Here is a 20,803-nt window from a genome sequence, read left to right as displayed (position 1 = left end):
AATTGCACCAAAATCGTGCATAAAATGAGGAAATCCCAACCCAGATAGTGGGTTGGGACGTTTCAACTGAAGTTAAGCGCGGGCAAATTCAGAAATACGACTCACCGCAGCTTTAAGAGTGTCTAAATCGGTGGCAAAAGAAAAACGACAATGACCCGGTGCGCCAAATGCAGAACCAGGGACTAACGCGACTTTTGCTTCAGTAAGAATAAGTTCACACAAGGCGACGTCAGAATCACAGTGTTTGGCTTGCATGAGTCCTTCGACATTAGCGAAGCAATAGAAGGTGCCATCGCCCGCGATACACTTCATGCCTGGAATTTGATTGACCGCATCGACTAAGTAATCATGACGAGCTTTAAAGGCTTGAACCATCTCGCCAATACAAGATTGGTCACCGTTTAAGGCCGCTGTTGCCGCATATTGGCTAATGCTGGTTGGGTTCGAGGTGGTTTGTGATTGCATTTTCTTCATCGCCGCAATGAGCGGTGCAGGCCCTGCAGCATAGCCAATCCGCCAGCCAGTCATCGCATAAGCTTTTGATACCCCTGATAACACCACAATTCGATCTTTTAGGTCGGGGGCGACCATAGCGATGTTATGGAAAGACTCCTGACTCCACAAAATGTGTTCATACATATCGTCGGTAGCAACCAGGACCTGCGGATGGGCACGTAGCACTTCAGCCAGTTCAGCAAGTTCGGCGGCGCTGTATGCGACACCGGTAGGATTCGATGGACTATTAAGGAACAGCAATTTGGTTTTTGGAGTAATCGCCGCCGCAAGCTGCGCAGCATTGATTTTGTAGTTTTGCTCAAAACCTGCTGAGACAATGACTGGAGTCGCTCCAACCAAGCGCGTCATATCTGGATACGAGACCCAGTAGGGAGCCGGAATAATGACTTCATCGCCGGGATTAAGCCAGACACTCAGTAAGTTAAAGATGCTGTGTTTACCGCCTGCGGAGACCAATATTTCGTTGGCTGCGTAACTGAGTTGGTTGTCGCGCTGTAATTTGGCAATGATGGCTTGCTTGAGCTCTGGAATACCGTCGACTGCAGTATATTTAGTGTGGCCTGCGTCAATCGCTGCCTTGGCGGCAACTTTGACAAACTCGGGCGTATCAAAATCGGGTTCGCCAACCCCAAGACCGATCACATCGTGACCCGCTGCACGAAGTTCGGCAGCCTTTTGCGAGACAGCCAGAGTGGGAGATGGTTGAATTGCATTGATGCGGTCAGACAAAGGGTATTTCACGGTGCGATCCTTTCCTTAAAACGAATGATCCAATGATACGGTTTGCGGCATAACTTGTCTATGTTGGCAATGCGTTTGCGTAGCATCACAGCAGAGATTCCGCTACACTGTTTGGCGCAATTTTCTGGCGCAAATTTGAGGCGTCTTGTTGCGCATCAATTCGGTTAGGAAACGCAATTCATGAGTCGTACTACATCAGCACCATCATCATTACTGCATGAGCCGATCCCACAAACGCTCTGGCGTCTTACGTGGCCGGTGATCATTGGGGTGCTGACGCTGATTTCGTTTAATGTGGTCGATACCTTTTTTATCGGTATGCTCGGCACCGATCCGCTTGCTGCGGTTAGCTTTACCTTTCCGGTTACTTTCACGGTCGTGAGCTTAAGTATTGGGCTTGGTATCGGCACCAGTGCGGTGATCGCGCGCAAGCGTGGCGGTGCGGAAACCGAGCAAGCGCAATTTGATGGGATGGTCGCACTTGCCGTCGCCGCGATCTTGGTTGGTTTGTTAGCATTGGTCGGTTATTTCACCATAGATCCCGTGTTTCATGCCCTCCAAGCACAACCTCATTTGCTGCCTTATATCCGCGACTACATGGAACTTTGGTATTTGGGCGCGGTGTTATTGGTGATGCCGATGGTCGGTAATGCGGTGCTGCGAGCCAATGGCGATACGCGCACACCCTCGTTGATCATGGCCTCTGGTGGGCTGATGAATGCGATTCTTGACCCTATTTTAATTTTCGGGCTCGGCCCTATCCCCGCACTCGGTATTCAAGGCGCTGCGTTGGCCAGTGTGATTTCCTGGGCGATAGGTGTTTGGCTCGTTCTTTGGTATTTGCGCTACAAGCAATTAATCAGTTTTCGAGCGCCAACTGGGGCCCGCTTTGTCAGTTCAGCGCAACGAATTTTAAGTATTGGTCTGCCCGCGGCCGGGGCAAATATGCTCACCCCAATTGCGATGGGAGTGGTCACCGCAATCATCGCCGGCTATGGCGCACCTGCTGTGGCGGCCTTTGGCGTCGGCACTCGGTTAGAATCGTTGGCGAGTGTGGTGGTGTTGGCACTGTCCATGTCGCTGCCGCCTCTGATTAGTCAGAATTTTGGTGCCCACGCGTTTGACCGCGTGGCCGCTGCTTATAAAACTGCACTGCAGAGCATCATTGTGGTGCAATTAGCGATTTATATCATTCTGATTGCCTTCTCACCATGGATTGCTGCTGCTTTTACGGACGATCCAGAAGTCGCGCGAATCATCCGTTTATTCTTATACATCATGCCACTTGGGTATGGTGTGCAGGGCATTATTATCCTCTCTAACTCGAGTTTTAACGCCCTACATCAACCGCTCGCGGCATTGAGTTTGAGCATTATTCGGTTATTCGTGATGTTTGTGCCATTAAGTTATCTTGGTGCGGTACTTGCTGATATTCCGGGGTTGTTCTGGGGAGGGGTGATCGCAAACTGTTTAACCGCGGTATTTGCATACTTTTGGTTCCAACAACGTTTACTTCAGGCCCAAACGAGCTAGTCGAGGAGTTTATGGCGCGCGCATTTGAATTAAAGTCAGATTATCAACCGGCCGGAGATCAACCCCGGGCGATTGAGCAATTGGTGGATAATCTCGAAGCGGGGATCGCGCAACAAACCTTGTTGGGGGTGACGGGGTCGGGAAAGACCTTCACTATGGCCAACGTGATTGAGAAACTCCAACGGCCCACCTTGATCCTTGCTCACAATAAAACCTTGGCAGCGCAACTATATGGCGAGATGAAAGAGTTCTTCCCCAATAATGCGGTGGAGTACTTTGTTTCTTACTACGATTACTATCAACCCGAAGCTTATGTGCCCACCACCGATACCTTCATTGAGAAAGACGCATCGATCAACGAGCACATTGAGCAAATGCGTTTGTCGGCAACCAAAGCTTTGTTAGAGCGCCGGGATGTCGTGTTGGTGGCATCGGTGTCATGTATTTATGGTTTGGGTGATCCTGATGCCTATATGAGCATGATGCTGCATTTGAGACGCGGGGATATTATCGATCAACGCGATATCTTGCGCCGGCTTGCGCAACTCCAGTATACCCGTAACGATGCCGCATTTGAGCGCGCAACCTACCGCGTGCGGGGTGAAGTCATTGATATTTTTCCGGCAGAATCAGAGCAACTGGCGGTGCGAGTCGAGCTGTTTGACAATGAAATTGATCGAATTAGCTTTTTCGAACCGCTCACCGGCCAGGTCACCCAAGCCGATGTCGCTCGGGCAACGATTTACCCTAAAACTCACTATGTCACCCCGCGCGAAACGCTCTTAAAAGCGGTCGATTCGATCAAAGAAGAGCTGAAGTTAAGACGCGAAGAGCTGCTGGCTAACAATAAATTACTCGAAGAACAACGGATCTCACAGCGCACGCAATTTGATATCGAGATGATGCTTGAGCTGGGGTACTGCTCGGGGATTGAAAACTATTCACGTTATTTATCTGGGCGAGCTCCGGGTGAACCACCGCCAACGCTACTAGATTATCTGCCTGACGATGCGTTGATGATTATTGATGAGTCTCATGTGACGGTATCGCAGGTGGGGGCCATGTATAAAGGTGACCGCTCGCGCAAAGAAAACTTAGTGAATTATGGCTTCCGATTACCGTCAGCGCTGGATAACCGACCACTTAAATTTGAAGAGTTTGAGGCGATTATGCCGCAGGCTATTTATGTGTCGGCAACGCCAGGTCGCTATGAGTTGGAAAAGTCTGCCGGTGAAGTCGTCGAGCAGGTCGTCCGACCGACCGGTTTGGTCGACCCTGAAATAGAGATTCGTCCAGTCGGCAGTCAGGTGGATGATTTAATGTCGGAAGTGCGGTTACGGGTCGAGCGAAATGAGCGTGTGCTCGCGACCACCTTAACCAAGAAAATGGCCGAAGATTTAAGCGATTACTTGGATGAACATGGGGTGCGGGTGCGCTACCTTCACTCCGATATCGATACTGTTGAGCGGATGGAAATCATTCGTGACCTGCGCTTAGGCGAGTTTGACGTATTGGTGGGTATCAACCTCTTAAGGGAAGGTTTAGACATGCCCGAAGTCAGTTTAGTCGCCATTCTTGATGCGGATAAAGAGGGCTTCTTGCGTTCTGACCGGTCTTTGATTCAGACCATTGGTCGCGCAGCTCGGAACGTAAACGGCAAAGCAATTTTATATGCCGATCGAATCACAGGTTCGATGCAGCGTGCCATCGATGAAACAGAACGTCGCCGCGCTAAGCAAATTGCGTTTAACGAGGAGCATGGCATCACTCCACAGGGCTTGAATAAGAAGATTACCGACGTTATGGACCTTGGCTCCAGCCGCGCGAACCGCAAAGGTAAAGGACGTGCAGAGGCCGCCGAGCCGAAAGTTGGCTATCAGATTCAGCGCAAAGACACGAAAAGCTTGGTTGCGGAGCTTGAGCAAACAGAAAAAGCCATGTACGCCGCAGCTCAAGATCTTGAGTTTGAGAAGGCTGCCGAGCTCAGAGATCAGGTTGCTCAGCTACGCGAACAACTGAAGTTACAGGGCTGAGCTGATGCTAGAGCAGGGCGATGAGCGCTATCTTACAACTGACGGCAAAGTAAAAACGCCAAAGAGCTTGAGCTTTATTCTAGTGTTTTTATTACGCGGTTATCTGGCTTGGATTGTGTCGCTCACGTTTAGCCAGGATCGCAGTCGTTTGTTGCAGTTTTTCTATGCGAGCACTGAGCAATTCGCGCTGACCTTGGTTGTCGGTCTGCCTGCTTTAATCGTTTGGGCTTGGTCATTGCGCTTGCAATCCAAAGCAGAATTAGCTGGCTGGTGGTTACGCGCACCGCGGGCGGCGCCCTTACTATTATGGACTGCACTTATTCTCGATGGGTGGCTGTTATTGAGTATTGTGAGTAGCCATTGGCCGAGTTTTTCGATGATTAAAGCAGGGCTAATATTTGCTTGGTGTTGCAGTGTTTGGCTGTTATTGCATTCGCGCCATTTAAAACGCTATTGGGTCTTGCTTTGTCAGCAATCTGAAAACAATCAAAACGGAAATTAAACAGCAGAGAAATTGGTGGATGGTACTGGGTTCGAACCAGTGACCCCCGCCTTGTAAGGGCGGTGCTCTCCCAGCTGAGCTAACCATCCACACTGGGGAAATGACAAAGCGAGATGGTGGATGGTACTGGGTTCGAACCAGTGACCCCCGCCTTGTAAGGGCGGTGCTCTCCCAGCTGAGCTAACCATCCGTTTTCTCTGCTTTGCGGGGCGGTATTATAGGGTGCTGTGAGGGGCTGTCAATAGAAATTATTCAGGTTTGATGCGATTGCTGTCTTTTTCACCAAGTGCTGCAGGGTGGAATCACAAGAAACATTAGCGCAGCTGATGCGGTGTGCCTTCGAACTTGATAAACTAATGCCCTTATTGTGAATTATTGATGCGGAGTATGCATACCTTATGTCTGTGGTCACTCGATTTGCCCCAAGCCCAACGGGCTATCTTCATGTTGGTGGTGCGCGCACAGCGCTTTATTCTTGGTTAGTAGCCAAAGCCAGTGGCGGTGAATTTGTATTGCGGATAGAAGATACCGACCGTGAACGCTCAACACAGCCTGCGATTGACGCCATTCTTGAGGGGATGCAGTGGCTCGGTTTGAATTGGGATCAAGGGCCGTTCTATCAAACTCAACGGTTTGATCGCTATCAGGCCTATATTGACCAATTACTCGCTGAAGACAAAGCGTATAAGTGTTATTGCTCGCAGGAGCGTTTGGAAAAGATGCGCGAAGAGCAGATGGCCCGTGGGGAAAAGCCTCGCTACGATGGTCATTGTCGCGATAATCCAGATGCTAAAGGTGACAGTTACGTCATCCGTTTTCGCAACCCGCAAACCGGAGTGGTGCGCTTTGATGACCATATCCGTGGACCGATTGAATTCGCTAACACTGAATTGGACGATCTGATCATCGCTCGCAGCGACGGCACGCCGACGTATAATTTTTGTGTGGTGATTGATGATTGGGAAATGAATATTACCCATGTGATCCGTGGTGAAGACCATATCAACAACACCCCACGCCAGATTAATATTTTCCAAGCCTTAGGTGCACCGGTGCCCGAATATGCCCATGTTTCGATGATCCTTGGCGATGATGGCAAAAAGCTCTCGAAGCGCCACGGTGCCGTGAGTGTGATGCAATACCGTGATGACGGTTACTTACCGCAAGCCGTGCTGAACTATCTAGTCCGTCTTGGTTGGTCGCATGGTGATCAGGAGATTTTCTCAGTCGACGAGATGATTGCCTTATTCAAGCTTGATGACGTGAATAAAGCTGCCTCAGCGTTTAATACTGAGAAGTTAAATTGGTTGAATCAGCATTACATGAAAAACTTGCCAGCGAGTGAAGTGGCTGAGCACCTGCAATGGCATTTTGCCGAGCAGGGACTCGATCCTGCCAATGGTCCAGCGCTTGAGACTTTAATTGAGTTACAAGCAGACCGAGTGAAAACGCTGAAAGAAATGGTCGAAGTGAGTCGCTATTTCTATGAAGACTTTACTGACTTTGAAGCGGGCGCTGCGAAGAAACATTTGCGTGGAGTCGCCCGTGAGCCGCTTGAAGTTGTGCAGCAGCGTTTAGCAGCGTTGGAAACATGGCAAGCTGATGCAATCCAAGCCGTGATTCACGCTACCGCCGAGCAATTAGAGGTGGGCATGGGTAAAGTAGGGATGCCTTTGCGGGTGGCGGTAACCGGCGGCGGCAACTCGCCTTCACTGGATCTGACCTTGGCGCAAATTCCGCAAGCCAAAGCGCTGGCGCGGATTCAAATGGCATTAGACTTCATCGCTGAGCGGGAAGCTAACGCGCAAGGATAAGCGCTGGCCGGAGTAAAATTGGTGAGGCTTTAAACAGCTTGTATAAAAATGGAGCAAACAAGCGGGTTTCGCCAAAAAAAGGTTGACGACTGTCACTGAGTTACCATAGAATTCGCCCCGCTATCAGGGTACTGACAGTGTGCTTCACAAGTGTGGGGCTATAGCTCAGCTGGGAGAGCGCTTGCATGGCATGCAAGAGGTCAGCGGTTCGATCCCGCTTAGCTCCACCAATTCGATGCAACAGTGCAGTACGGTGAAAACCTGACAGTTACGTAATAGAAGATTGCGTCCCCTTCGTCTAGAGGCCTAGGACACCGCCCTTTCACGGCGGTAACAGGGGTTCGAATCCCCTAGGGGACGCCACTTCTTCTACTGCGGTAAGCGATGCAATATGCGTCCCCTTCGTCTAGAGGCCTAGGACACCGCCCTTTCACGGCGGTAACAGGGGTTCGAATCCCCTAGGGGACGCCAACTCGCATACGCTTGCACAAAATGTCCGGGGTCCCCTTCGTCTAGAGGCCTAGGACACCGCCCTTTCACGGCGGTAACAGGGGTTCGAATCCCCTAGGGGACGCCACATTTCTTTGCTCGTATTTACTCTTCTTCAGAACGACCAAGCCAAGCTAGCAATTTCGGTTCCATAATATCTGCAATCAGCGGCTGTGCGTCGCGATTTGGATGAATACCATCGTTTTGCATCAAGCTCTCATCAACAATGATTTGCTCCATAAAGAATGGCAGTAACGGGATCTCTGCTTGGGCTGCAGTGGCTGGATATAGCTCAGCAAACATGGCGTTATAGCGTGGACCATAATTGGGTGGGATACGGATTTGACTGAGCGCAACTTGGGCACCTGCTGCCTGCGCTTTATCGATTATTTCCAGCAAGTTAGCTTGAATTGTTGCAGGATTGAAACCGCGCAAGCCATCATTTCCGCCAAGTTCGACGAAAACATAATCTGGTTGATGGGTCTCGAGTACCCCGGCTAAACGGTTCAGTGCGCCTTGAGTCGTATCACCGCTAATACTGGCGTTGATAAGGGTAATGTCGGGGTGGGATTGCTGCCAGCGTTGCTGCAAAACTCCGACCCAAGATTCCGATTGTGCCATGCCGTAACCCGCACTCAAGCTATCACCGAGAACGACGAGTGAGACATTTGCGGCAACTGGACGTATACCTACAATAAGAACCCATATCCATGCTACTGTGAGCACACTTTTGACTAGGAAGTTTTTCATAAATGCTTATTCAAACCACTCAATTACAGAAACAAGTGAATACCTCTGAGGGTATTCTACACATTCTTCAGCCGATTGACTTGCAAATCGCAGCTGGCGAAACCGTCGCTATTGTTGGCGCCTCAGGTTCAGGTAAATCGACCTTACTGAGCCTGCTCGCAGGCCTTGATTTAGCCAGTTCGGGCGACGTTATTATAGATAACGTTAAATTGAGCGATTTGGATGAAGAGCAGCGGGCGAAACTTCGCGCTGATAAGGTTGGTTTTATCTTCCAATCGTTTTTGCTTATTCCAAGTTTAACGGCGCTGGAAAACGTGATGTTGCCAGCTGAATTGGCAGGGCGCAAAGATGCTGAGCAACAAGCGCGCGAGTTACTCGCTAAGGTTGGTTTGGCAGAACGACTCCAGCATTACCCGAATCAGTTGTCAGGCGGAGAACAGCAGCGGGTTGCGATCGCTCGGGCTTTTGTCGGAACGCCAAAAATCTTGTTCGCCGATGAGCCAACCGGAAATCTTGACTCAGTGACTGGGAACAAAGTTGAAGATTTACTGTTTGAGATGAATCAAGCATCGGGAACCACGTTAGTTATGGTGACTCATGATGCCGAGCTGGCGCAGCGCTGTCAGCGCGTGTTGCGCATGGATGGTGGCCAATTGACCGAGGAAACACGCGATGTGGCGTAGAATTTCTTGGCGCTTATTAAAGCAGGAGCTAAAACGCGGTGAACTCACCATTATGGCTGCAGCGATTGTGCTGTCGGTCACCGCAGTATTGAGCTTAAGTGTGTTCACCGAGCGCTTGCAAGCTGGGTTAACCGCGCGCAGTGCCGAATTTCTGGCGGCTGATCGCGTGCTCTCGTCACGACGCGAGGTGCCAACCGAATGGTTGCAACAAGCGCAGCAAGAGAATCTACAATATGCCCATCGGGTGGTCTTTAACTCGATGGCGTTTGCCCAGGACCAGTTGGCGCTTATCGATGTAAAAGCCGTGTCAGAGGGCTATCCTTTGCGCGGGGAATTGCGCATTGCCGAGCAGCCCTTTGGTCAAGACCGTATCGCTGAAGGTCTGCCCGGCGCGGGCGAGGCTTGGGTCGCGGCAGCTTTGTTCCAAGAGCTCGATTTACAACTTGGGGATGCCATTGAGGTCGGTAACAAGCAATTTACGGTCACGCAAGTACTGAGCTATGAACCTGACGTTGGTTTTTCGGTCTTTACCGATAGTCCGAACGTGCTGATTCGCTATCAAGAGTTGGCTGAAACCGGGCTTATTCAGCAGGGTTCGCGCGTGCGCTACAACATCTTGTACGCTGGTGAAAGTGATGATCTGCAACGCTATCAGGATTGGTTATTGCCGCAACTGAGTGATGCGACGCACAGTTGGCGCAGTGTTGAGGATGGCGACTCACCGCTCGCGCGGAGCTTGCGCCGAGCTGAGCGTTTCATGTTGTTGGCGAGCCTGTTAGGGGTGGTATTGGCAGCGACGGCGGTGGCGGTCGCAGCGCAGCGCTACTGTCAACGGAATTACGATGTAGTCGCCATTTTCAAAACCTTAGGGGCGAGCAAGCCGCAGATCCAAGCAGTGTTCGTGACTCACCTGTTGCTACTGACCTTATTTAGTATTGCCGTGGGGATGGCACTCGGTTGGCTATTACAAGCTGCAGTGATTTACTTTGTTGCCGAATACCTCGGTACGACACTGCCGCAAGCGGGCTGGCAACCTTATGTATTGGCGGGCGGCACGGGCTTGGTAAGCGCCGTGATGTTTACCCTCTATCCATTGTTGAGGTTAGTACAGATCCCACCGTTGCGGGTATTAAACCGACAATTAACTGGCACTGACTCACTGCGCTGGCTGCATTGGTTGGCGTCAGGTGGAACCATTTTTGCCTTGTTATTGTTATATTCCCAGCAATGGTTACTGTCGCTGGCATTATTTGTTGGCGGTGCGATTGCCGCCGTGGTGCTGTTGACGGTAGGACGCTTATTTATTCGTGCCAGTCGCCAGGCTGGGATGCAAGCAGGGAGTGCATGGCGGTTGGCGATGGCCGGACTACAACGGCGCGCCCAAGCCAACTCAGTGCAGATGTTAAGTTTCACCACGGCGATTATGCTGCTGCTGTTGGTGCTCGCATTGCGAGATGATTTATTAGCTGATTGGCAAGCACAGCTGCCGGATGATGCGCCGAATTATTTCGTGATTAACATTGCGCCAGGCGATGTCGACTCGTTACAGCAAGACTTTACTGAACGCGATATTGTCTCGACGGATCTTTATCCGATCGTACCGGGTCGTATGACCGCGGTGAATGGGGTACCGGTGATTGATGAGGTCACCAAAGAAGATGATCAGTCGGCGCAAGCGCAAACCCAAGAACGTCGTGAAGGCTTCGGACGTGAGTTGTCGCTGACTTGGCGTGACAGCTTGCCACCCAATAACACGGTCATCGAAGGCGCTTGGTTTGATGCACAAACTGGACCGCAGGTCTCGATTGAGAGTGAGGTCGCCGAGCGGATGCGGCTCAATGTGGGCGATGTGCTGGAGTTTAATATTGGTGGGAACGTATTTACTACACCAGTGACCAGTATTCGCGAAGTCGAGTGGGGCTCATTACAACCGAACTTCTATATGATCTTTAACTCGCAGACCTTGGCGGATTTTCCAGCGACTTACATCTCTAGCTTCCGCCTAGAAGCAGAGCGTAAAAACGAGTTGTTTGAGTTGTTCCGGCCCTATCCACAAGTCTCGTTAATTGACCTTGATGCCATCATGATGCAATTGCGAGAAGTGATAAGCCAGGTCAGCCTGGCTATCGGCTTCGTTTTGGTGTTGGTGCTGATTGCTGGCATCTTGGTGCTGTTAGCACAGGTGCAAGCATCAATGGAGGAGCGCGAGAAAGAACTGGTTATTCTCAGAACGTTAGGCGCACCTGCAGCCCTGTTATCGCGCAGTGTAACCTATGAGTTTGTCATTCTTGGAGCAATTAGCGGCCTGATCGCGACTCTGGCGATGGAAGCCGCGCTCTATATCCTACAAGTCCAGGTGTTTGACATGAGTGCCTCGATTCACTGGCGTTTCTGGCTGCTTGGCCCCGCAGCAGGTGCGATTGTGGTCGGTGTGATGGGCCGTCTCGCCTGTGCACAATTGATTCGCCGCAATACGGCACAGTTGATTCGAGGGCTTGCTTAAAGCGGATGCTGCTCAAGTAGGGGAAGGTAGAGTTGCGACCAAACCTTCCCCGTTTTACTTTGCCGAAAGATATCAAAATGGCCCAAGCGTTCGAGCCCAAATTGCTGGGCGTGGTAGATCATCCGCTGCTGCTTAGCATTCACATAAAAGTCGTGAACTTGCGCAACATTGCGCTCAGTGAGCATCTCATCATCAGCAATATGCACCGACTGTAACGGTTGTTTGACTGCAGCAAAACGTGCGCGAATGTGGTCATCTTCAACCCCTAAGATATAGTCCTGGTGCAAACACCAGCGGCGCCATTGCCACATTGCTGTTTTCGGGATATCTCCGACAATTCCAACGCGTTGACCGGGGAAATAGCCAAACAGCGGGACTAAAACCGGCACCAGGATATTCCATAATACCCATGCTTTGGGTTTTAGCGCCGGGGTGTTCTCGCGCCAGTAGCCACTGCCAGTGGCAATGGTAATTACCTCGGCAATTGCATCGGTACGCGGAATAAAGCCAAACAATTGGCCACTGACGCTATGAGCAAACCAAACTAGCTTGGAGCTTTGACAGTGGCGCTCGGTCCAATCGATCACCGCTTGTGCATCAAGTTCGCCCCATTGCAGCACGCCGGTGTCTTGTCGACGTAAGGAGCCATGGCGAGAGTCACCAATGCCATAATAATCAAAACTGACCACTTGATAGCCGGCGCTGACTAACCAGCCACAGAAGGTTTGATAAAAACGTTGCGGAACTCCAAGGGCAGGGCCCAAAATCAGTGTCTTTTTGGGAGTCTCGCCACGCTCACGGCTGCCATGGTAATGGCGCAGGGTGATAATGCGCTCGGCTGCGCTATGAATCTGGTGTTCAGTATACATGCTCTCGGGATTTACTCGGTCTCAGGTTTGTCATTCTCGGTGTCGGTATGGTACTTGAACATGTACGCACCAGAGCCCACGGAAAAGATAAGCGTCGCCGCTAAAATCCCCCATACTTTGAAGTTAACCCAAATATCTAGGCTTAAATAAAGCGTGATGTAGAGGTTAATTGCGGCCAAGATAAGGCTAAAAACCACCCAGGCATAGGTCAAGCGGAGCCATGCGAAATGCGGCAGTTTGATTTCATCCCCCAGTAAGCTCTGCAGCGGACTGCGCTTACCCCACCAGGTTCCAATCAATAAGAACAGGGCAATCGCTGCATAAATTACTGAGACTTTGATCTTCAAAAACCATTCGTCGCGTAATATTAGAGTCAGTACCCCAAATAGCATCACCATCACAAAGACAATCCAGTGACGGGTGGTGATCGGTTCTTTACTGAGCCTTAGCGCAACAAGCTGCAATAAGGTGCCCGCCATCAGAACTGCAGTGGCAGTGAATATGTCAGCCCAGATATAAGCTAAAAAGAATGCAATAAGTGGTACATATTCGATTAAAAACAGCATGACAAACCCTCATGTTGGTGCTGCGATGGGCTAGAGAAGTGTGCCAGAAAAGCTTAGGCTATACTAGCCACAAGCAGGAGAGAGTGAGGCAGTCATGAAAAAAATTCTGATCACCGGTGGAACCGGTTTGATAGGGCGTGAACTCGTCAAAAAATTTAAACCTGACTATCAGGTGACGGTCGTTACCCGCGACCCACAAGCCGCGCGTAAACTGCTTGGGGCTGATGTTCAATTTATTGAGAACCTTGAGAGCTTAACCGACCTCTGCGAGTTTTATGCTGTCATTAACCTACAGGGTGAGGGGATTGCAGATAAGCGTTGGTCGGATCGGCAGAAATTGCGCCTAGAGCAGAGTCGCTGGAATATCACTCGCCAATTAAGTGAAAAGATTCTTGCCTGCAGTCATCCACCTGCGGTGTTTATTAGTGGTTCAGCGATTGGCATCTATGGTCCGCGCGACCAACAAGCCGTGACTGAAAGTACGCCGATTGAGGCGGATGACTTTGCACATCAGCTTTGTGCTGAGTGGGAACGATTAGCCTTTTTAGCTGAGCCGAAAACCCGTGTTTGCGTGATTCGAACCGGCGTCGTGCTGGCTCCAGAGGGGGGCGCGCTAGCGAAAATGCTGCCTCCATATTTGCTCGGCTTGGGCGGACCACTAGGGGATGGGAAACAAGGTTTTTCTTGGATTCACCTGGACGATATTGTCGGTATCATCTGCTATCTAGTTGAACATGAGGCCTGTCAGGGGGTATTTAATGGCACTGCACCAACCCCGCTGGCGCAAGCTGAATTCAGTGCCTGTTTGGCCAAAGTATTGCGCAAATCGCATTTTATGAAAGTCCCTGCATTTGCCTTGAAACTGATGCTAGGAGAACTCTCAGAGATGTTATTAAAGGGGCAGCTGGTGCTGCCAGAACGCATTCAGCAGGCGGGGTATCAGTTCCGATACCCCGAACTGGAAGAAGCCCTTAAAGATTGCTTGTTGCCGCCTTCATCGACTTAACAAAGGTGCTGAGTTCAGTCAGTAAACGCTCTGGTTCATGTTGATATTGCTCGATCCGTTGAACCACCGCTGAACCACTTATCGCACCCGCAGCGCCTGCGCTCAGTGCGGCGTGTACATGCTCCGGCTGGGCAATGCCGAAACCTAATAACGGTGGTGCGCTATCATAGGCTTTCAATTGCTCAATGGTTTCATGGGTTGGGGTTTGCATTTGCGTTTCAGCCCCAGTAACGCCGGCGCGGCTGAGCAAGTAGACATAGCCCTCACTGGCGGCCGCAATCGTTGCCAGCCGCTCTGCTGAGGCGTCCGGTGGGGCGATATAAATGGGTGCAATTCCGGCTGCTTTTGCCGCCTCACTGAAGGCTTTACCCTCGCGCGCAGGAACGTCTGCGACTAACACGGAGTCAACCCCAGCATCAGCGCACTGTTGATAAAATTCGTGCAGTGGGTGACTTGCGACCAAGTTGGCATAAACCAACAAACCAATTGGTAAGTCCGGATACTCGGCGCGGATTTGGCGGATAATCTCGAAACAGTGCTGGCGTTTAGTGCCACTGGCTAAGGCACGAATATTGGCGCGTTGAATCGTTGGTCCATCGGCTACCGGGTCAGAAAAGGGCAGACCTAGCTCGAGTGCATCGGCACCGGCTGCCACCAGACAGCGAACAATCTCCAGACTGAGTTCAGGGTTTGGATCACCGAGCGTTACGAAGGGTACAAAAGCCCCTTCGTTGCGGGCTTGCAAGCGCGCAAACATGTCAGCATAACGGCTCATGCATCACCTCCGCGGGCAGCGAGGACACGGCGGACATGATCAATATCCTTATCACCGCGACCGGATAGGTTGAGTAATAATATTTCTGGAGCATCGGGTTCAGCTGCACGGCGCAATGCGTAAGCAAGCGCATGGGCAGACTCTAGTGCCGGAATAATACCTTCGTGCTCAGCGAGGATTTGGAATGCCGCCAGCGCTTCTTCATCGTCGACTGATTCATAACGGGCGCGACCGATACTGAGTAAGTGCGCATGTTGTGGGCCAACCCCCGGATAATCGAGTCCGGCGGAAATCGAATAACTCTCTTCGATTTGGCCTTCATCGGTTTGCATCAGGTAACTTTTACAGCCGTGCAAAATGCCCGGCTTGCCTGCCGCTAGCGTGGCACCGTGATGAGCGGTTTTAACACCTTTACCAGCGGGTTCCACGCCAACCAAAGCAACATCAGCCTCATCAATAAATTCGGCGAACATGCCAATCGCATTCGAGCCACCCCCCACACATGCAATCACCTCATCAGGTAAGCGCCCGGCTTGCTCAATAATTTGCGCCTTGGCCTCAGCGCCAATCATACGGTGAAATTCGCGTACTATGGTTGGGAAGGGGTGCGGGCCCGCAGCCGTGCCAAGCAGATAATGGGTATCTTTATAGCTGGCGGTCCAATCGCGCATGGCTTCATTTACTGCGTCTTTAAGGGTACCTGAGCCGGTGTCAACTGCGACCACCTTCGCGCCCATTAACTCCATTCGAAACACGTTGGGCTGCTGCCGCTCGACATCTTTTGCACCCATATAAATGGTGCAGTCCAGCCCCAGCAGAGCACAGGCAAGGGCAGTTGCGGTGCCGTGTTGACCTGCTCCGGTTTCGGCAATAATGCGCTGTTTGCCCATTCGTTTCGCGAGCAGTGCTTGGCCTAGAACTTGATTGGTTTTGTGCGCGCCACCGTGGAGCAGATCTTCTCGTTTGAGGTAGATCTTGGTGCCATTTGGGCTCTGCAATGGCAGATTACGGCACAGGCTCAGTGGCGTTGGGCGACCGAGATAATTTTTCAGCAGATCACTGAATTCAGCTTGGAAGCTTGGATCGGCTTGCGCATCGATAAAGGCCTGTTCCAGCTGGTCGAGTGCCGGTAACAAAATTTCTGGCACAAATTGACCGCCAAAATCGCCAAAATAAGGAGAGAGTTTTTCAGTTTGATTCATGATGAAAGTCGTCCGTAGTTGCGGATGAGTTTAAATGCTTTTGCGATGACTACAGGGTCCTTTTGCCCCCGTATACGTTCGAGTTTTGAATTCATGTCAAGCCCACTAAAACCCATTTCAAGGGCTTTGCTCATCAGTTCTGGCCCGATGCCTCCGGCTAACAAAGCGTGTTGACGTTGGCTTGCCGTGAGTGGGTTAAGATAATCCCAGTTGAAGGGCATGCCACTGCCACCGTGCTGATTGTCTAAGACGTAGCGTGAGATTGCACTATTTGATAGCTCGGATAGGGGCTCTGTAACTGCAACAGCGCGCCAGATGGCGACTGAATCTGGCAAGCTAGCGCGCAATTCGGTGACATAAGCCAGGCTTTCTTCACCATGTAACTGAATCGCTGCAATAGGCACTTGGCGTGCCAGTTCGAGAAGCTCCGTGAGCGCCATATTTTGCACCACGGCAACATAATCAAGGCCCGCTTCAGCGGCACAAATTTCTTGCGCCTGAGCAAGTGTTACTGCCCGTGGAGAGCTTGGCACAAAGATAAGCCCACCATAATAGCCGCCACAGGCGCGCACCAGCTGGGCATCAACAGGCTTGGTTAAACCGCAGACCTTATGCTCGCCGAAAATAAGCTGGCGACAGGCCCGATCGATATCCGCTTGGGCCGTCAGCGCACTGCCGACTAAAAAGCCATTAACATAGGGCGCTGTCGTTCGCACGGCTTGCTGGCTCGAAAATCCAGATTCAGCGACTAAAAGCGCCTCTGGTGGGGCCAGCTGACTGAGTTCAATACTGCGTTGTGGGTCGATACTTAGATCATGGAGATTGCGGTTATTGATGCCGATAATCTTGGCATTAAGTAGCTTCGCGCGCTGCATTTCTTGGGCGGTACTGACTTCAGTGAGGACATCGAGTTGATAATCGGCAGCAAGGCGAGCAAGCGCTCGATACTCATCGTCAGTAAGCACCGATAACATCAGCAGAACTGCGTCGGCACCATAGTAGCGAGCCAGTAAAACTTGCAGTTCAGTGACAATAAAGTCTTTGCACAGGACTGGAATATCGACGGTCGCACTGACTGCGGCTAAATCAGCGAAATCACCTTGAAAGTAATCAGGTTCAGTCAACACTGAAATGGCCGCTGCATATGGGCGGTAGGCCTGGGCAATCTGGGCGGCATTATAGTTGGCGCGAATTAAGCCTTTTGATGGAGAGGCTTTTTTACACTCAAGAATAAAGCCGGCTTGCGGAGTTGATAACGCGGCTGCAAGGCTGCGCTGTGACGGCTCGAGCTGCCGTTCTAGATCGCTGAGGTCAAAATTCTCCGCAAGTCGCTCGATACTATGTCGACGCTTGGCGACAATTTCGTTGAGAATCGTTTCAGCCACGATTGAACTCCTGTAACTGTTGTAAATGCGCGAGTGCCTGACCGCTCTCAAGATGCGCCAGGGTAGCCGCTGTGGCAGTGCGCAGATCACTCTGTTCACCTGCCAAATAAAGGAGTGCTGCCACATTAACCGCTACGGCATGATTGTGCGCTGGATCACCGTTACCGCCAAGGATACGCATTAAAACTTGGGCATTATAGTCGGCATCACCTCCGCGCAAGGCGCTGACATCAGCTTGGGGCACACCAAAATCGGCTGGCGTCAGCTCATATTCATGTAACTCTTGGTCGCGCAGTTCCACCACTTTAGTGCTGCCATGCAGCGCTATTTCATCGAGTCCTGAGCCGTGCACAACCATTGCTCGCTGACACCCCAGCAAAGACAGTGTGGAAGCCATCGGATAACACCAATCAGGGTCATACACACCTAACAGTTGTACGTCGGGACGCGCTGGATTGACCAGCGGTCCGAGTAAATTAAATAGAGTGCGTGTTTTTAAGGTTTGCCGAACGGGTTGAGCGTAGCGAATCCCCGGATGATAGTGGGGCGCAAACAAGAAGCAGAAATTAAACTGGGCGAGCTGCTGCGCAGCAATCGCAGGGTCTTGTGTAACCGACAGGCCTAAGCTCTCAAGCACATCAGCTGAACCTGAACGCGAAGTTACACTGCGGTTGCCATGCTTGGCTAAGGTTAACCCCATACTGGCCGCCACTAACGCGGTCGTGGTTGAAATGTTAATGGTATGACTGCCATCGCCGCCCGTACCGCAGCTATCCACCAGTAGCCGGTTCGGACGTTGAAAGGTTTTCGCTGCTCGTCGCAGCGCTTGTGCAGCACCGGCCATTTCCTCGGGTTGTTCTCCGCGCATGTGCATCGCTACCAAGGCGGCAGTAATCTGAATTTCGGTCAACTCGCCTTTGACTAAGTGTTGAAATAGCTTCTCACTTTGCGCAGTTGAAAGGGCTTGACCAGCGATGAGTTGTTTAATGGTTTCCATAGTTCTATTACAGCTCGTTTATGTTGATGCTACGGGGAGCAAAAATTCGACACACTGACGGAGTAACTGGCTTCCTTCAGTCGTTAAAATGGATTCGGGATGAAACTGCAAACCAAGCGCATGATACTCCTCGAAGTAGGCAGCCATAGGGACTTGCCCAGTGCGCGCCAATACTTTGACCGAAGCGGGCAGTTGGTAGGCACTGAGTGAATGATAACGGGCAATCGTTAATGGTTTGCTCAGCCCATTAAAAATAGGGTGTTCAGACGTGGTTTCAGCCAGATCTTTTTTGCCATGACGGACCTCTGCGCAGCGATCAATGACGCCACCGGCGGCATGAACAAGCGCTTGAAAACCCAAACAGATGCCAAGTATTGGCCATCTCCCTTTGCTCTTAGCAATTAATTGCAGCAGGTTACCTGCCTCTTGCGGATGGCCAGGGCCTGGCGATATACAGAGTAATTGTGGTCCCTGATAGGATTCTAGCGCCGCGATGATGTGCTCAACGGCAACCTGATTTCGAAAAATAGTCAACGGATAGCCTAATTGCCGAAGTTCATCGACTAAGTTATAGGCAAATGAATCGTAATTATCGATCAGAATAATTCGTGCAGCTTGTTGATTCATGTGTTCGTCTCCGCCCAGCGCACGGCCTCGATGACCGCATGTGCTTTATTTTCAGTTTCTTTGACTTCAGCCTCGATGACCGAGTCGTAGACCACCCCGGCGCCCGCCTGTATGGTTGCCATGCCATTTTGGACAAATGCTGAGCGAATCACGATACAGGTATCCATATCACCGTTACCGGAGAGATAGCCGATGGCGCCGCCGTAGCTGCCGCGACGAACGTGTTCAACTTCACGAATAAGTGTTGCTGCGCTAATTTTTGGCGCACCGACCAAGGTTCCCATATTCATACAGGCGCGATAGGCATGCAGTGCGTCTAATTCTGGTTGCAACTGAGCAACCACGCGCGAGACAAGATGCATCACATGGGAGTAGCGGTCGACCTTAAGTAAGTCCGCAACATAACGTGTTCCGGGTATAGCTACGCGAGCGAGGTCATTGCGCGCAAGGTCTACTAACATCATATGTTCAGCCAACTCTTTTTGGTCAAGTCGGAGTTCAAGCTCTAACCGACTATCTAAGTCGGGGTGAATGGCACCTTCGTTATCTTTACCGCGCGGGCGAGTTCCGGCAATCGGGTACAGCTCAACCTGATTAGAGCTTGCGGTGTACTTTAAAGCGGACTCGGGTGAGGCGCCAAAGCAGTCAAAATCAGCCGTGCGGAGCAAAAACATATAGGGTGATGGATTGGTCTGCTTCAGGCGTCGATAGGCTGCAATGGTATCTGAGCAGGGCAACCGAAAGCGTCGCGACGGCACCACTTGGAAGATATCACCGGCGAGAATATGTTCTTGCAGGCTCTGGATGTGCCGAGCAAATTCGGCAGCACTTGGCTGCACCTCAACTTCAGTCGCTGCTGCTTGAGTATGCTGCGGAGCTGGCGCGGTAGGTAATTGGAGCCGCGCTGCGGTGGCCGCGAGTTGACTCACTAACTGTGGATATATGGCTGCACTGTCAGGACCACTAAAAAGACTACCAATAAGTTCGCTTTGCTGTTGTTGATGGTCGACGATGAGCAAGCTTTCGGCGAGATAAAACTGGTAATCGGGGCAACTGTTTTCGCCAAGTTCAACATGAGGGAGTTGCTCAAAACTAGCAACATAGTCGTAGGCAAAGATCCCGCCCAAAAACACTTCAAGAGGATGCTGATGCTGGCGCTTCAGTGCATGCTGAAGAATACGCAACGGCTCAATATTGCTGGCTTGACGTAAGCGACTATCCTCATCGAGGCTCGCATCGGGCTGACTAAACTGCGCTTGCAAGGTGTGCTCATCGGTTTGTTCGAGCTGTGCACAACCTTCTAATTGTTCAATTAACCAAGGCAGTAATTGCTGACCATTTGAGGTCAGTGCTGTAATGGTGACAGTTTGTCCGTTGCAGGTGAGGGACAGTGCGGCTTGGATTAATAAGATACTTTTCAAATTTGCGCGCGAGTCAATTTCTGCTGAGTCGAGCAACAAGGTATCCGTCGTCTTTTCTAAACGTTGATACAGGGCTAAGGTGTCACTGCTGTATGGGAGTGACAAAGTTAGGCTTTGTATCGCGCCAGGGGTGGTGAAGTTTTCCATCGTTAATTCTTGTTTCACTTCTTGGTTTCACTTCTTGTTTCACTGTTATGAATCGGAGCCACAAAAAAGCCCGCTACGGGAGCGGGCTTCGAGAAACTTGCATGCAATTAGATACGCACAGTTACATCGCCCGCGGAGTCGGGAAATGCCACCACCAAGCAGTTGCTAAAACGCTGGTTTGTTGGGTCTGTTGCGCGAAAATTTGCATACTAAAATAATCCGTTTTAATTCGGTCTTACCTAGC

The 20,803-nt window shown here is 51.1% G+C and carries 17 protein-coding genes, 6 tRNA genes and 1 other annotated feature; of the genes, 11 read left to right on the top strand and 12 right to left on the bottom strand.

Translation table 11 applies throughout. From position 1 onward, the window contains the following. Positions 1-72 precede the first annotated feature (72 nt). On the bottom strand, positions 73-1,257 hold the full coding sequence (locus CWI83_RS03370; protein ID WP_126825685.1) for a pyridoxal phosphate-dependent aminotransferase: 1,185 nt from the start codon (positions 1,255-1,257) through the stop codon (positions 73-75). Positions 1,258-1,437: 180 nt separating this feature from the next. Here CWI83_RS03370 and CWI83_RS03365 point away from each other — a divergent pair, with 180 nt between their 5' ends. Genes CWI83_RS03365 through CWI83_RS03355 form a run of 3 tightly spaced genes read left to right on the top strand, consistent with a single transcriptional unit; the run spans position 1,438 to position 5,325 of the window. Then, entirely contained in the window at positions 1,438-2,790 is a 1,353-nt protein-coding gene (locus CWI83_RS03365; protein WP_126825682.1) for an MATE family efflux transporter, read from the top strand. Between the two features lie 11 nt (positions 2,791-2,801). Beyond that, complete coding sequence (gene uvrB, locus CWI83_RS03360) at positions 2,802-4,823, top strand: excinuclease ABC subunit UvrB (protein WP_126825679.1); 2,022 nt, start codon at positions 2,802-2,804, stop codon at positions 4,821-4,823. A gap of 4 nt (positions 4,824-4,827) precedes the next feature. Beyond that, on the top strand, positions 4,828-5,325 hold the full coding sequence (locus CWI83_RS03355) for a DUF2919 family protein (protein WP_126825676.1): 498 nt from the start codon (positions 4,828-4,830) through the stop codon (positions 5,323-5,325). A gap of 13 nt (positions 5,326-5,338) precedes the next feature. Here CWI83_RS03355 and CWI83_RS03350 read toward each other — a convergent pair. Together CWI83_RS03350 and CWI83_RS03345 are read right to left on the bottom strand one after the other, a co-directional pair. Continuing rightward, a tRNA-Val gene (locus CWI83_RS03350) sits at positions 5,339-5,414 on the bottom strand. Between the two features lie 25 nt (positions 5,415-5,439). Beyond that, positions 5,440-5,515, bottom strand: a tRNA-Val gene (locus tag CWI83_RS03345). 208 nt (positions 5,516-5,723) lie between these two features. Between CWI83_RS03345 and gltX the strand changes: the two genes are divergently transcribed. The 5 genes from gltX to CWI83_RS03320 all read left to right on the top strand — a co-directional run bounded on the left by gltX (position 5,724) and on the right by CWI83_RS03320 (position 7,716). After that, positions 5,724-7,139 carry a glutamate--tRNA ligase gene (gltX, locus tag CWI83_RS03340; RefSeq protein WP_126825673.1) on the top strand — a complete coding sequence of 472 codons (1,416 nt, stop codon included), beginning with the start codon at positions 5,724-5,726 and terminating at the stop codon, positions 7,137-7,139. 154 nt (positions 7,140-7,293) lie between these two features. Next, a tRNA-Ala gene (locus CWI83_RS03335) sits at positions 7,294-7,369 on the top strand. Between the two features lie 57 nt (positions 7,370-7,426). Further along, a tRNA-Glu gene (locus tag CWI83_RS03330) sits at positions 7,427-7,502 on the top strand. Positions 7,503-7,534: 32 nt separating this feature from the next. Then, positions 7,535-7,610 (top strand) — tRNA-Glu (locus CWI83_RS03325). A gap of 30 nt (positions 7,611-7,640) precedes the next feature. Continuing rightward, positions 7,641-7,716: transfer RNA gene (locus CWI83_RS03320), tRNA-Glu, on the top strand. Between the two features lie 17 nt (positions 7,717-7,733). Here CWI83_RS03320 and CWI83_RS03315 read toward each other — a convergent pair. Next, on the bottom strand, positions 7,734-8,378 hold the full coding sequence (locus CWI83_RS03315) for an arylesterase (RefSeq protein WP_126825670.1): 645 nt from the start codon (positions 8,376-8,378) through the stop codon (positions 7,734-7,736). A 2-nt stretch (positions 8,379-8,380) separates the two neighbouring features. On the opposite strand from CWI83_RS03315, the gene CWI83_RS03310 reads away from it, so the two are divergent. Next, complete coding sequence (locus tag CWI83_RS03310) at positions 8,381-9,061, top strand: ABC transporter ATP-binding protein (RefSeq protein ID WP_126825668.1); 681 nt, start codon at positions 8,381-8,383, stop codon at positions 9,059-9,061. After that, positions 9,051-11,564 carry an ABC transporter permease gene (locus CWI83_RS03305; RefSeq protein ID WP_126825665.1) on the top strand — a complete coding sequence of 838 codons (2,514 nt, stop codon included), beginning with the start codon at positions 9,051-9,053 and terminating at the stop codon, positions 11,562-11,564. The genes CWI83_RS03310 and CWI83_RS03305 overlap by 11 nt, the downstream gene beginning before the upstream one ends. Here CWI83_RS03305 and CWI83_RS03300 read toward each other — a convergent pair. Together CWI83_RS03300 and CWI83_RS03295 are read right to left on the bottom strand one after the other, a co-directional pair. Further along, the gene (locus CWI83_RS03300) at positions 11,561-12,433 is read right to left on the bottom strand and encodes an alpha/beta hydrolase family protein (RefSeq protein WP_126825662.1); all 873 of its coding nucleotides are present in this window, start codon (positions 12,431-12,433) and stop codon (positions 11,561-11,563) included. The genes CWI83_RS03305 and CWI83_RS03300 overlap by 4 nt on opposite strands. 11 nt (positions 12,434-12,444) lie before the next feature. Then, complete coding sequence (locus CWI83_RS03295; RefSeq protein ID WP_126825659.1) at positions 12,445-12,999, bottom strand: inner membrane-spanning protein YciB; 555 nt, start codon at positions 12,997-12,999, stop codon at positions 12,445-12,447. Between the two features lie 94 nt (positions 13,000-13,093). Here CWI83_RS03295 and CWI83_RS03290 point away from each other — a divergent pair, with 94 nt between their 5' ends. Beyond that, entirely contained in the window at positions 13,094-14,005 is a 912-nt protein-coding gene (locus tag CWI83_RS03290) for a TIGR01777 family oxidoreductase (protein WP_126825657.1), read from the top strand. On the opposite strand, the gene trpA is transcribed toward CWI83_RS03290, so the two are convergent. Genes trpA through CWI83_RS03260 form a run of 6 tightly spaced genes read right to left on the bottom strand, consistent with a single transcriptional unit; the run spans position 13,971 to position 20,559 of the window. Further along, positions 13,971-14,780, bottom strand: coding sequence for a tryptophan synthase subunit alpha (gene trpA, locus CWI83_RS03285; protein WP_126825654.1), 810 nt, complete (start codon positions 14,778-14,780; stop codon positions 13,971-13,973). The genes CWI83_RS03290 and trpA overlap by 35 nt on opposite strands. After that, positions 14,777-15,982, bottom strand: coding sequence for a tryptophan synthase subunit beta (trpB, locus tag CWI83_RS03280; protein WP_126825651.1), 1,206 nt, complete (start codon positions 15,980-15,982; stop codon positions 14,777-14,779). Before trpB ends, trpA begins: the two co-directional genes overlap by 4 nt. After that, positions 15,979-17,367 (bottom strand): bifunctional indole-3-glycerol-phosphate synthase TrpC/phosphoribosylanthranilate isomerase TrpF, encoded by a 1,389-nt coding sequence (trpCF, locus tag CWI83_RS03275; RefSeq protein ID WP_126825648.1) that lies wholly within the window; start codon positions 17,365-17,367, stop codon positions 15,979-15,981. Before trpCF ends, trpB begins: the two co-directional genes overlap by 4 nt. Beyond that, positions 17,360-18,364 carry an anthranilate phosphoribosyltransferase gene (gene trpD / locus CWI83_RS03270; RefSeq protein ID WP_126825645.1) on the bottom strand — a complete coding sequence of 335 codons (1,005 nt, stop codon included), beginning with the start codon at positions 18,362-18,364 and terminating at the stop codon, positions 17,360-17,362. The genes trpCF and trpD overlap by 8 nt, the downstream gene beginning before the upstream one ends. A gap of 18 nt (positions 18,365-18,382) precedes the next feature. Beyond that, positions 18,383-18,991, bottom strand: coding sequence for an anthranilate synthase component II (locus tag CWI83_RS03265; protein ID WP_126825642.1), 609 nt, complete (start codon positions 18,989-18,991; stop codon positions 18,383-18,385). Beyond that, a complete protein-coding gene (locus CWI83_RS03260) occupies positions 18,988-20,559 on the bottom strand; it encodes an anthranilate synthase component 1 (RefSeq protein WP_126826066.1) in 1,572 nt (523 codons plus the stop codon). Before CWI83_RS03260 ends, CWI83_RS03265 begins: the two co-directional genes overlap by 4 nt. A 60-nt stretch (positions 20,560-20,619) precedes the next feature. After that, positions 20,620-20,722 (bottom strand) — a sequence feature (Trp leader region). Between the last annotated feature and the right edge of the window lie 81 nt (positions 20,723-20,803).

This window comes from Pseudidiomarina taiwanensis (assembly GCF_003987435.1).
Taxonomy (GTDB): Bacteria; Pseudomonadota; Gammaproteobacteria; order Enterobacterales; family Alteromonadaceae; genus Pseudidiomarina; species Pseudidiomarina taiwanensis.
This window is presented reverse-complemented; position numbering and strand designations above follow the sequence as displayed.